The 12,052-nt window shown below is 71.4% G+C and carries 9 protein-coding genes; all 9 read right to left on the bottom strand.

Going from position 1 to position 12,052, the window contains the following annotated elements; all coding sequences use genetic code 11:
- Position 1: 1 nt before the first annotated feature.
- From EIZ44_RS18570 to EIZ44_RS18605, 9 genes are read right to left on the bottom strand one after another with little or no spacing between them, the layout of a single operon-like run.
- Positions 2 to 1,231 carry a CoA transferase gene (locus EIZ44_RS18570; protein ID WP_134730053.1) on the bottom strand — a complete coding sequence of 410 codons (1,230 nt, stop codon included), beginning with the start codon at positions 1,229 to 1,231 and terminating at the stop codon, positions 2 to 4.
- Positions 1,228 to 2,214 carry an alcohol dehydrogenase catalytic domain-containing protein gene (locus EIZ44_RS18575; RefSeq protein ID WP_051728927.1) on the bottom strand — a complete coding sequence of 329 codons (987 nt, stop codon included), beginning with the start codon at positions 2,212 to 2,214 and terminating at the stop codon, positions 1,228 to 1,230. Before EIZ44_RS18575 ends, EIZ44_RS18570 begins: the two co-directional genes overlap by 4 nt.
- Positions 2,196 to 3,560 (bottom strand): FAD-binding oxidoreductase, encoded by a 1,365-nt coding sequence (locus EIZ44_RS18580; RefSeq protein WP_134730055.1) that lies wholly within the window; start codon positions 3,558 to 3,560, stop codon positions 2,196 to 2,198. Before EIZ44_RS18580 ends, EIZ44_RS18575 begins: the two co-directional genes overlap by 19 nt.
- The gene (locus EIZ44_RS18585; protein ID WP_134730057.1) at positions 3,554 to 7,006 is read right to left on the bottom strand and encodes an indolepyruvate ferredoxin oxidoreductase family protein; all 3,453 of its coding nucleotides are present in this window, start codon (positions 7,004 to 7,006) and stop codon (positions 3,554 to 3,556) included. The genes EIZ44_RS18580 and EIZ44_RS18585 overlap by 7 nt, the downstream gene beginning before the upstream one ends.
- The gene (locus EIZ44_RS18590; RefSeq protein ID WP_078870451.1) at positions 7,003 to 7,911 is read right to left on the bottom strand and encodes a TIGR03620 family F420-dependent LLM class oxidoreductase; all 909 of its coding nucleotides are present in this window, start codon (positions 7,909 to 7,911) and stop codon (positions 7,003 to 7,005) included. Before EIZ44_RS18590 ends, EIZ44_RS18585 begins: the two co-directional genes overlap by 4 nt.
- Positions 7,908 to 8,309, bottom strand: coding sequence for a Zn-ribbon domain-containing OB-fold protein (locus EIZ44_RS44750; protein ID WP_167754191.1), 402 nt, complete (start codon positions 8,307 to 8,309; stop codon positions 7,908 to 7,910). The genes EIZ44_RS18590 and EIZ44_RS44750 overlap by 4 nt, the downstream gene beginning before the upstream one ends.
- A 5-nt stretch (positions 8,310 to 8,314) precedes the next feature.
- The gene (locus tag EIZ44_RS44755) at positions 8,315 to 9,487 is read right to left on the bottom strand and encodes a thiolase family protein (protein WP_037812863.1); all 1,173 of its coding nucleotides are present in this window, start codon (positions 9,485 to 9,487) and stop codon (positions 8,315 to 8,317) included.
- Between the two features lie 21 nt (positions 9,488 to 9,508).
- Positions 9,509 to 10,465, bottom strand: coding sequence for a cyclase family protein (locus EIZ44_RS18600; RefSeq protein ID WP_134730061.1), 957 nt, complete (start codon positions 10,463 to 10,465; stop codon positions 9,509 to 9,511).
- Positions 10,462 to 12,030, bottom strand: coding sequence for a class I adenylate-forming enzyme family protein (locus tag EIZ44_RS18605; protein WP_037813359.1), 1,569 nt, complete (start codon positions 12,028 to 12,030; stop codon positions 10,462 to 10,464). Before EIZ44_RS18605 ends, EIZ44_RS18600 begins: the two co-directional genes overlap by 4 nt.
- Positions 12,031 to 12,052 lie beyond the last annotated feature (22 nt).

Consider the following 12,052-nt stretch of genomic DNA (forward strand, 5'->3'; position numbering starts at 1 on the left):
GTCAACGTACCTCCTTGTACGGGTTTTCCGGCGCGGCGATGACCCGCCGGTCGTGCAGGCCGCCGAGTTCGGCGGCGGTGAGGCCGAGCACTTCGGCCAGTACGGAATCGGTGTCCGCGCCGAGCGCCGGGCACGCTCCGGCGGGACCGCGTTCGCCGGAGAAGCGCAGCGGCGACCGCGCCGTGACGGCCGGGCTGCCGCTGGGCAGTTGCAGGTCGGCGAGCACTTCGTGGGCTTGCTCGCGGTGTTCGGTCACGAGGTCGGCCATCCCGCGGTAGCGGCCCCACAGGACCCGGGCGGCGTCGAGTTCCTTGCCCACCTCGCCGAGGTCGCGCGCGGCGAACCACGGCCGCAGGACCGCCGCGATGGTCTCGCGCAGGCGGTACCGTTCGGCTTCGTCGCGCAGGTCAGCGTTCAGTGCCTTTTCCAGTGCGGTGAACACTTCCGCAGTCCCGGTGGCCGACTGCAACGCGCGCCACTGGCCGTCGGTGAGCGCCACGACCATCACGCGGGCGTCGTCGCGGCAGGCGAAGTCGACGCCGAAACTGCCGTAGACGTGGTTGCCGTGCCGAGGCCGTTCCCCTTGCCGGTCAGCGGCTTCCGACAGCCAGCCCAGGTTCGCGACGCCAGCGAGAGCCACGTCGGACAACGCCAGCTCCACATAGGACCCTTCGCCGGCGCGGTCGCGACGGTGCAGCGCGGCGAGCAAGCCGGTCGCGACGCCCAGCCCGGTGACGAGATCCCACGCGGGCAGCACGTGGTTCACCGGGGCGGCCCAGTCGCCGCTGCCGGTGATCCCCGGGACCCCGACCTCGGCGTTCACCGTGTAGTCGACCGCGGGCCGTCCGTCCGGATATCCCTGGACGCGCACGTGAATCATGTCGGGACGGCGGTCGGCCAGCCGCTCGTGGGCCAGCCAAGGGCGGCCGACCGCGTTGTCGATGAGGATTCCGCGGTCGCGGCCGGGAGCGGTGGCCAGGGCGAGAACCAGTTCGCGGCCTTCCGGATTCCGCAGGTCGATCGCGACCGAGCGCTTGCCCTTGTTCAGGGACGCCCAGTAGTAGCTCTCCCCCGTCGGCGCGACCGGCCAGCGGAGGTAATCGCTGCCGCCGCCGATCGGGTCGATGCGGACGACGTCGGCACCCAGTTGCGCGAGAGTCAGGCCACCGGTCGGTCCGGCGACGAAACTCGCGCACTCCACGACATGGACACCGGCCAGCGGTCTAGTCACGACTCTCCTCCAGAAGGAACCACCACAGCCCGCCCGGTCACCCGGTCAGCGAAAGCACGCGCTGCGGCTTCGAGCGGGTAAGGAGTCACCACGGGCCGCACCCGGCGCTCGGCGACCAAGGCCATCGCGTCGGCGAAGGTGCGCATCAGCGTGGACCCCGAGCCGGTGATGACGGCTTCCTTCTCGAACACAAAAGCCGGGTGGACCCGGATCGGCTCCCCGCTGACCTGCCCGGTCAGCACGTACCGGCCCGCATGGGCGAGGGCGCGGAAAGCTTGGCGGAACACGGATTGGTGCCCCGTGTTGTCGAGCACGACGTCGACGCCCCGACCGTCGGTCGCGTCGAGGATGTCCTGCCCGGCGGTGTCTCCGGCGAGCACCACCTGAGCGGCATTCCCCAGTTGCGCGGCCTTGTCCGGGCTCCCGGTGAGTGCGAGCACGCGCGCCCCGAGCGCGGCGGCAACCTGAACTGCGTGCAACCCCAATCCCCCACTGGCTCCGGTGACCAGGACCGTCTCGCCGGGCTCGACGCGCGCCACCCGGCGGAGAGCTTGCAGTCCGGTGCCGACTGCGCAGGCGACCACCGCGGCCTCGGCCAGCGACACCCCGGGCGGCACCGGGAGCAGGGCGGATTCCGGCAGCACGGCGTATTCGGCGAACCCGCCGTAGAGGAACGCACGCTGCGGACAGCGCAGTTCATCGCCGGTCACGCACGGTTCGCAGCAGCCGCAGGTGCCGAACTGCTTCGCCGCGACCCGAGCACCGGCCGCGAACCGGGTTCCACCGGCGACGACGGTTCCGGCGATCTCGTGACCAAGCACCGCGGGCAGCGGAAGGGTCAGCAAACCGGCCCGGTCGGCCTGGTCGTGCCCGCACACCCCGCAGGCGGCGACCTTCACCAGGACCTCGCCGCTGCCGGGTTCCGGACAGTCCACCTCAGCGACCGTCAGCTCTCCCGGAGCAGTCAGGACGACGGCGCGCACGACGCGATCACCTTGCCCGGGTTGAGGATTCCGTGCGGATCGAGCGCGTTCTTGACCGCCGCGTGCATCGCCAGCACCGCCGGGCTGAGTTCCCGGGCGAGCCCGCCGCGTTTGAGCAGGCCGACGCCGTGTTCCCCGGTGACCGTGCCGCCCAGCGCGATCGCCTCGTCGAGGATCTCCTCGAACGCCGCCTCCGCCCGTGCCCTTTCCTCGGCCGGGACGACGAGCACCGGATGCAGGTTGCCGTCCCCGGCGTGCGCGACATTCGCGATCCGCACGGCATGCCGGGTGCCGATGGCTTCGATCCGCCGGAGCATTTCCGGCACCGCGCCGCGGGGTACGCAGACGTCCTCGGTGAGCACCGGACCCAGCCGTTCGAGCGCCGGATACGCCAGCCGCCGCGCAGCGAACAGTGCCTCGGCTTCGTCCACGTCGGACGATGCGGCCGCCCAGGTGGCTCCGGCCGCGGTGAAGCAGTCGGTCAGCACCTTTGCCTCGTCCTCGCCGGGTGCGTCGGTGCGGCCGAGCAGCACCGCTTCGGCTTCGGCGGACAGGCCCATGTTCTTCCAGGCGTCCACCGCGGCGAGGGTGTGCCGGTCGATCAGCTCCAGCGCCGACGGCACCACACCCGACTCGCTGACGGCCGCGACCGCGTCTCCCGCCGCCGACAGGCTGGGGAAATACCCGGCGACTGTGCGTTCGCTGGCCCGCGCGCCGCGCAGCCGAACGGTGACCTCGGTGACGATGCCGAGCGTGCCTTCCGAGCCGACCATCAGCCCGGTGAGGTCGTATCCGGCCACGCCTTTCGCGGTCCGGCGGCCGAGCCGGACCAGTTCCCCGGTCCCGGTGACGACTTCCATCCCGAGCACGTAATCGCGGGTGACGCCGTATTTGACGCAGCACAGCCCGCCGGCGTTGGTCGCGACGTTGCCGCCGATGGTCGACCACGGCGCACTCGCCGGGTCCGGCGGGTACCAGAGGCCGTGTTCCGCGCACGCCGACCGCAGGGTTTCGTTCACGACGCCGGGTTCGACCACCGCGAGCCGCTCGGCGGCGTTGATCTCGCGGATGGCGGTCATCCGCTCGGTGGACAACACGATCCCGCCGCCGACCGCGTTCGCGCCGCCGGACAGACCCGTGCCAGCCCCGCGCGGCACGATCGGCACGCGGTGGCGCAGGCACACCTGCACGGTCTGCTGAATCTCCTCGGCGGTGTGCGCCCGCACGACAGCCAACGGCAGCTCGTGCGGAGCCCAGACCGCCTCGTCGTGGGCGTAGGCAGCGAGGACATCCGGATCAGTGAGGACCCGGCCAGCAGGCAAGGCCCGGCGGAGTTCGTTCAGCACGGCGCACCAGCTTTCGCCGCACGGAACTCGTCCATCCGCTGCGCGAGCGTGCTCCGGTATGTCGCGACCGTGCCGAGCTTGACGTCCTCGTACCCGCGCACCAGATCGGGCAAGAGAGCCGTTTCCACTGCCAGGGCATGGTTTTCCGGGTCCAGCCGCTCGGCCAGCTCGCCGACGACCCGTTCGTATTCGGCGATCAAATCCCGTTCCAGCCGCCGGACCGCGGCACGGCCGAACGGGTCCAGCGGGGTGCCCCGCAACCGCCGTCCCGCCACCAGCACCCGGAAAACCGGCTTGAACCACGGTCCCAGTTCGATCTTGCGGCGCATGCCGAGCGCCTTCAGCACCGGCGGATGCAACCGGTACGCGATGCGGGCGTCGGCCCCGAATCGCGCGCGGACCTGGCGTTCCTGCGCCGGATCCAGCGAAAGCCGCGCGACCTCGTACTCGTCCTTGTAGGCCATGAGTTTGTACAGATTCCGCGCTACCGCCTCGGTCAGCGCCGTCGAACCCGGGACCGCGCTGGACTCGGCACGGCGCACCCGTTCGACCTGCTCCACGTAACGCCGTGCGTAGGCGACGTTCTGGTACGCGATCAGATCCGGCACCCGGACCCGCAGCAGCCGCGCCAGTTCAGCACTCTCGCCGACAGTGGACAGAAGTTCGCGGGCTACCGGAGTCAGCGCGGGCTCCGCTTCGGGTTCTCCGCGCAAGCTCGCGAGCACAGCCGCCAGCGCCCCCTGGTCCGCGACCCACTGCCGACCGCGGCGGAACGCCTGCACGTTGGTCTCGACCCGAACCCCGTTGCGGGAGATGGCTTCTTCGATCGCCTCGGCCGGGATCGGCAGCGCGCCGCGCTGGTACGCCACCCCGGTCAGCAGGAGGTTGGCGTACTGGTCCTGGCCGAACAACACCTCGGCCATTTCCCGGGCGTCCAGCGCGGTCACGGTTCCGGTCGCTTCGCGGAGCCGGTCGAGCAACGCCGTTTCCTCCGGGAACGTGACGCTGGTGTCGGCAACCATCGCCCCGGTCGGGACCTTCGAGGTCGAAACCACCGCAGTGGTCCGGCGTGAATCGGCGACGGCGAGGTAGCGCGGGTCCGCGGCGACGAGCACGTCGGCGCCGAGGTAGAGGTCGCACTCGCCGTCGCTCGCCTTGTTCGCGTGCGCCGCGCCGATCTTGACGTCGGAGACGACCGCACCGCCCTTCTGTGCGAGCCCGGTCTGGTCCAGCGACCGCACCGGCAGCCCGGCGATGCTCGCCGCGGTCGCGAGGATCTGCGACAGCGTGACCACGCCCGAGCCGCCGACCCCGGTCACCCGCACCGTGAAGCGCTCAGCCGAGACCGTCCGCTTCGGCTCCGGAAGCGGTGCCGCCAACGGTTCGGCAAGCGGCCGTTTCCCCGCGCTCTTGCCGGGAAGCACGGTGAGGAACGACGGGCAATCCCCGTCCAGGCACGAGAAATCCTTGTTGCAGGACGACTGGTCGATCCGGGTCTTGCGGCCGAACTCGGTGTCGACCGGCTGCACCGAAAGGCAGTTCGACTTCTCCCCGCAGTCGCCGCAACCCTCGCAGACGCGTTCGTTGATCACCGCGTGCTGCGGCGGTTCCGGGGCGAGCCCGCGCTTGCGTTTGCGGCGCAGTTCGGTCGCGCACTCCTGGTCGTGGATCAGCATCGTCACGCCCGGGACGCGGGCGAGCGTCTCCTGCGCTTCGGCCAGCCGGTCCCGGTGCCAGACCCGCACGCCGCGGCCCAGCCGCACCCGCCGGTACCGCGCCGGTTCCTCGGTGGTGACGATGATCCGGCGCACGCCCTCGGCCCGCATCGCCGCGATCACTTGGGGAACGGTCATGCCCCCGGTCGGCTGCTGCCCGCCGGTCATCGCGACGGCCGAGTTGTACAGCAGTTTGTAGGTGATGTTGACCCCGGACGCGACGGCCGCGCGCACCGCCAGGCTGCCGGAGTGGTGGAAGGTGCCGTCGCCGAGGTTCTGCACCAGGTGGTCGTCGCGCACGAATGGCGACATGCCGACCCATTGCGTGCCCTCGCCGCCCATCTGGGTCAGTCCGGTGATGTCGCCGTAGTCCTCGCGCCCGGTCATCAGGACCAGGCTGTGACATCCGATCCCGGCGCCGACCAGCGAACCCTCCGGCGTCTTCGTGGACGAGTTGTGCGGGCAGCCCGAGCAGAAGTACGGCGTGCGCGCGGCGAGCGGAAGCGCGATCGTGCGTCGCGGGGCCCGCCAGGATTCCACGGACGGGAAGCCGCCATGCGCACGCAACCGGAGCGCGAGCGCCGCGGCAATGCGGTCCGGATCCAGTTCCCCGTCGGCCGGGACCAGCGCCGTGCCGTCGGGTCCGCGTTTGCCGGTGACCGCCGGAGCGTCGGCGCGGCCGTAGAGCAGGTCTTTGACCGCGGTCTCGATGAAGGAGCGTTTCTCTTCCACGACCACGATTTCGCGCAGTCCCGCCGCGAACCGGGCGACGATTTCGGGGTCGAGCGGGTGCACCATCGCGAGCCGCAGCAGCCGGACACCGCGCCGCTCCAATTCGGACTCGTCCAGGCCCAGGATCTCCAGCGCCTGGCGGAGATCGTGATAGGTCTTGCCCGCGGCGACGATCCCGATCCGGGCATCGCGACCGCCGACGATCGTGTTCAGCCTGTTGGCCGCGGCGTAACGACGGGCGAGTTCGAGCCGCGCGCCGTCCCGGCTGCGCTCCAGCCTGCCGAGGTCCGGCTGCAGCATCCGGGCGGTCATCTCGTGGACGAACGGCCGCCCGTCGACCACCGGATCCGGTGCCACGGAACGGAACCGGCCGGGATCGACGCGCACGGCGCCGGTCCCGTCGGCGACGTTGGTGGCGATCTTGAACCCGACCCAGAGCCCGCAGGCCCGCGACAGCGCGACCGCGTGCTGCCCGAGGTCGAGCACCTCCTGCGGATCCGCCGGGTACAGCGTCGGCAGGCCCAGGTCGGCCAGCAGCAGTTCGGAGCTGCCGGGCACCGTCGAGGACTTCGCGCCCGGGTCGTCGCCGACCAGCGCCAGCGCGCCGCCGAGGCGGTGGGTGCCCATGAGATTGTTGTGCCGCAAGGCATCCGAGGCGCGGTCCAGGCCAGGAGACTTGCCGTACCAGTAGCCGGTGACGCCGTCGACCCGCCGGTTCTCCGACTGGGCCGCCAGCTGCGCGCCCTGCACCGCGGTGGCCGCCAGTTCCTCGTTGACGCCCGGTTTGAACACGACGTCGTGCTCGGCCAGCAGTTCGGCCTGTTTGCCGAGTTCGAGGTCGTATCCGCCGAGCGGCGAGCCCTCGTAGCCGGAGACGAACGCCGCTGTGCGCAGCCCCGCCCGCTGGTCGGCGCGGCGGACGTCGAAGGGCAGCCGGGCCAGCGCCTGGACGCCGGTCAGCTGGAACTGCCCTTCGACCGCGCGATAACGATCAGTCACGACGGAATTCCTCCCTCGGAAACCAGCGCCCGAAGCTGGTCCAGCACCGGCTCGACACCCGGCGTACCGGTCAACGGATGGATCGCCACGTGGTCGGCCCCCGCGGCGAGATGCTCGCGAACCCGCGCCGCCACCAGTTGCGGATCACCGCAGACGACCAGCTCGTCCACCAGCCGGTCGCTCCCGCCGTCGGCGAAGTCGGCGTCCCCGAAACCCAAGGCGCGCAAGTGATTCACGTAATTCCGCAGTGCCAGCCGGGTCGCGATGTGCTTCCGCGCCACCTCGCGCGCCCGCACAGCGTCTGGGTCGACAACCACCGCCTGTTCCGGAACGAGCAACGGTTCCGGACCGAGCCGTTCCCGGGCGGCGGCGGTATGCGCGGGCGGCACGAAGAACGAGTGCATTCCGGCGGCCCGGTCGCGGGCGAGTTCCTGCATCCGGGGCCGCAACGCCGCCAGCACCCGCGGCACTGCGCGTTCCGGGCGCGGCCCCTGGTAACGGTCGCTGTCCAGCACATCGAGGTACTCGCGCAACGCCGTCAGCGGCCGGTCATGGCCGCTCCCGCGTCCGGCCTCCGCGTGGCTGGCGCCGAGACCGAGCACGAACCGTCCGGGGAAAGCCTCGCCGAGAGTCTGGGCCGCGCCTTCAGTGGCGACCGCGTCCCGGGCCCAGATGGTGGCTACCCCGGTGGCCACGGTCAGCCGTGTGGTCGCCGACAGCAGCAACGCGGCGTTGGTGAAGATTTCCTTGTGCGCCGGGGATTCCCCGATCCACAGAGCACCGTACCCGAGGTCCTCGACCACCCGCGCCGCCTTCGCGGCCTCGGCAGCGGGGACCTCCGCCAGGACGGACAGCCACACGCCGACCGGTCCGATCCGGGCCGCCAGTTCACGAGACAGGTTCACGCCCGCTCCCCCGGCCCGAATTCCGGCAGCCACACCCCGTCGCCGACCTCGCGGAACGACACGACGACCGGTTCGCCGAGCACGGGATCGCCGGAGCCGGTCCACGTCGTCGTCAGGTTCGGGCCGCTGTCGAGCCGGACCTGCACCACGACGTACGGCACGTCGTCGCCCTCGAAGTACCGCTTGTGGAACCGGACCCAGCTGTGCACCCGGCCGGTCCCGGCGTCGATCGTCCACTCGACGTCGCGGCGGAAATCGCGCGGACACACCGGCGACGGCGGCCAGAACGCCACGCCGCACGAGCCGCACACCGGCACGCGCAGTTCGCCGCGAGCCGCGCCGTCGAGGTGTTCGACGTCCTCGGGGTAGCGAAGCGGAAGAGGTCGCGCAGTGGTCATCGTGGTCACCGGTCCTTCGTGAAGACAGTCGAATCGCCGAACGGCGTCGCCCACTGGACGACCTCGCATCCGGTCACCTGGCGGTCTCCGGCCTGGCCGCGGATCTGGCGGACCGCCTCGGCCATGTGCCCCCAGCCGCAGAGGTGTGCCTCGGACAGCAGCCCGCCCGCGGTGTTGACCGGCAGTTCCCCGCCGAGCTCGATCCGGCCGTCCTGCAGCCATTCGAGAGCTTGGCCTTCGCCGGTGAAGCCGAACCGCTCCAGCACGAACACCACATTGGGCGAGAAAGCGTCGTAGAGCTGCAGCGAATCCACGTCACCCGGCCCGGACAGCCCCGCCATCGCGTACACCGGATGGTCCTCGACCCGGCGCTCGTCGCCTTGGGTGAACACGCCCAGCCCGGGCGGTGCGAAGATGAACTCGTCCCGGCCGGCGCGCAGGCCCTGCATTCCGGAGACGATCACCGCGGGCTGCCGCAGATCGCGCGCTCGCTCCACAGTGGTCACCAGCAGGCAGGCACCGCCGTCGCTGAGCAGCGCGAAGTCCGGACGGCGCAACGGTTCCACGATGTACGGCTGCGCGTCGTAGTCCGCTTGTTCCAGCGGTTTGGTCATCTGCGCGTTCGGGTTGAGCCGGGCGTGGCGGCGCATGGCCATCGGCACCGCGGAGATCAGCGCGGGGTCGACGCCGTACCGCTCGCAGTACCGGCGGAACGCCATCGCCGCGCCCGCACCGGGAGCGGTCATGCCGTACTGCGGCAGTTCCCCGTGCGAGCCGCCGCCTTGCCGCAGCCCTTCCGCGTCGCCCGCGCCGCCGACCATGCCCAGTCCGGAGAATGACACCCCGGCCAGGCAGGCGGCGACCTCGGTGGTGCCGAGCGCCACGGCCTGGGCGGCCGCTTGCAGCGCGGGACCGACGAAGCGGCCGTGGCTCCAGGTCTGCACGGCGGCGCGGATCCGCAGTCCGAACGCCTCCGCCATCCGGTCGTAATCGATCGACAGCGGATAGCCGACGTTCGTGAACAGCCCGTCCACGTCCCCGGCGCTCAGCCCGGCGTCGTCCAGCCCGGACTGGAGCGCCTCGGCGGCCAGGTCGAGACCGCTGCGCGCGGATTTCCGGGACAGCTCGGTGATGCCGATCCCGACTATCGCCACCTGGCGTACCGGTCCTAGCGGCATGTTCGTTCCTTTCTCGAAGCGTCAGAGAATCGCGTGCGCGTTCGCGGGGCTGCCGACCCCGCGCGGCAGCGGCAGCACCCCGGAGACGAGGAGGAACTCGTAGCTCCCCCGTTCCGCACACGCCCGCGCGAGCCGGTCCAGCAGCCACAGCTCGCCCAGCGGCATGCCCTGCAACGCGATCAGCCGGCGGTGCAGGAAGCCCTTGGCGCGGTTCACCGGGAAGACCTCGACGCCGACGTTGTCCATCGCGACCGCGGCGAACTCCCGGTCCCAGAGGTACCCGGCCATGTCCTTCGCCGACTCCAGTCCGGGGCAAGCGAAACCGGTGCCGATCGTCCCGCGCAGCGCGGCCCGCTCCCGCTCTGGCAGCTCCCGGTACCACTCCGTCCATCCGGTGCGGACCACGAGGATGTCCCCGGATTCGAAGACGGTTCCCTGCGCGGCGGCGACCTCGTCGAGCAGCGCGGCGGTGATCTCCACCGGCTCGTCCGGAGCGAGCGGCGTGCCTTGCGCCGCGAGGTGCCCGGCGACGTCGACCAGCACCCCGCGCCCGCCGAAGCCGTGCTCGGCCCACCGGTCGACGCCCAGCACCTCGCTGCTCGCCAGGTCGGCTTCGCTGCGGCCGCCCCAGTACCCGTGCCGTCCGGCGTTGATGTGTCGCAGCCCGTCCCACTGCGAGGAACCCTGCAGGTAGAACCCGTCCAGCCGGTCGTCGTGCCCGGCCGCGGTGTCCTCCACGACGTGCCGGAACAGCTCGCGTTCCTCGAACAGCCCGGGAGCGGGTTCGTTCAGCGGCAGAGTCAGCGAGATCATCTGCCCGCTGCGCACCGTCTTCGCCGCGGCGAGCCGCTGCTGCGGGCCGATCAGGTTGAGCGTGCCGATTTCGTCCGCGCGCCCCCACACGTCCCACGCGTGGTGCTCGTCCCGGTCCGGCAGCGTCGGCAGGTCCGCGAACGCCGGGGTGCGCCGCCCGGTCATCCCGCCGCCTCCAGCATCTCGCGCAGCTTGAGCTTGCTGACCTTGCCGGTGTGCGTCTGCGGCACCGCGGCCGAATCCAGCACCACGACCCGGGCGGGCACCTTGTAGCTCGCGGCCCGCGACCGGACGTACTCCCGCAGCCGGTCCGCCAGTTCGGTCCCGTCGGCGCCGCTGCGCTCGTCCGCGACGATGACGCAGGCCATCTCCTGGTCGCCGTCCGGAGTGGACAGTCCGAAGACGTACGCCTGGTCGACCTCGGCGTGCTCGCCGAGGATGCCCTCGATCTCCACCGGCGCGACGTTGATGCCCTTGATCTTGAGCATTTCCTTCCACCGGCCGCCGAACGACAGCCGCCCGTCCGCGTCGACCGACCCGAGGTCGCCGGTGCGGAACCAGCCGTCCGGGGAATGCGTGCCGCCGCTGACGTCCGACCCGCTGAGGTAGCCGTCGATCACGCAGCCCCGGATCTCGATCTCGCCGGTGGCGCCGGGCGGGCACACCGCCCCGGACTTGTCCACGATGCGGATCTCCTGGGTCGGCAGCCGCCTGCCCTGGGTGTGCAGCTTGACTTCCGGCAGGTCGCTCGCGTCGGTCATGGTCACGAAGCCGTAGGACTCGGTCAGCCCGTAGGCGCTGCACGCCTCGGTGATGCCGAGTCCTTCGATGGCCAGCCGCTTGTCCTCGGCGTTGAACCCGACCGGGCCGGTCCGCAGCGAGGAAATGTCCCGGCTGCCGAAACTCGGCGCGGCCAGCAGCGCCCGGACCGCCGTCGCGAGCCCATAGGAGACAGTGCACCGTTCGCGCTCGATGAAGGCCAGCGACGCGTCGCCGTCGACCTTTTCCTCGACGCACAAGGTCAGGCCGTGGCTCAGCGCGACCGGCAGCGCGTTGCAGGCCCCGTAGCCGAAGAACAACGGCATCGCGAACCACAGCCGGTCGCCCGGACCGACGTGCATCCGCTCGCCCATCTCGTACCCGTTGCGCAGCAGCTTGCCGTGTTCCAGCGGCACCGCCTTCGGGAGCGCCGTGCTGCCGCTGGTGTAGAGGATCATCGCGAGGTCGTCGGGTCCCGCGCTGCGTTCCGGAGCCGGGGCGGGCTCGAGCCCGGACGGGAACGGCTCGGCGGACGGCCAGAAGAGCGCGCCCAGATACCCGTCGGCGCGGGCTCTGGGCTCGAAGACCTCGCCGTGCCCGGCCGCGGTGAGCTCGGCGAGCATGTCCTTGCCGAACACCCGCTGTTCGGTGACCACCAGCCGCAGGTCTGCGGTGCCCACCAGGTGCGCCAGCTCCGCCGACCGGTACCAGGTGTTGACCGGCACCGCGACCAGCCCGGCCCGCTGCGCGCCGAGCATCGTGACCAGCCAGCGCAGCCCGTTCGGCAGCAGGATCCCCACTCGCTCGCCCGGCCGCAGCCCCGCCGCGCGGAACGCGCCGGCCAGCTCGTCGCACCGCCGCGCGAATTCGGCGAAGGTCAGCCGCCCCTCGGGCGCGACCACCGCCTCCTCGCCGGGAAACAGCTTCGCCAGCGCCGCCAGCGCGTCCGGGAAAGTATCCGGGGCAACCACGTCGTTCCGCCTTTCGTTGTGG

This window comes from Amycolatopsis nivea (assembly GCF_004522235.1).
Lineage (GTDB): Bacteria > Actinomycetota > Actinomycetes > Mycobacteriales > Pseudonocardiaceae > Amycolatopsis > Amycolatopsis nivea.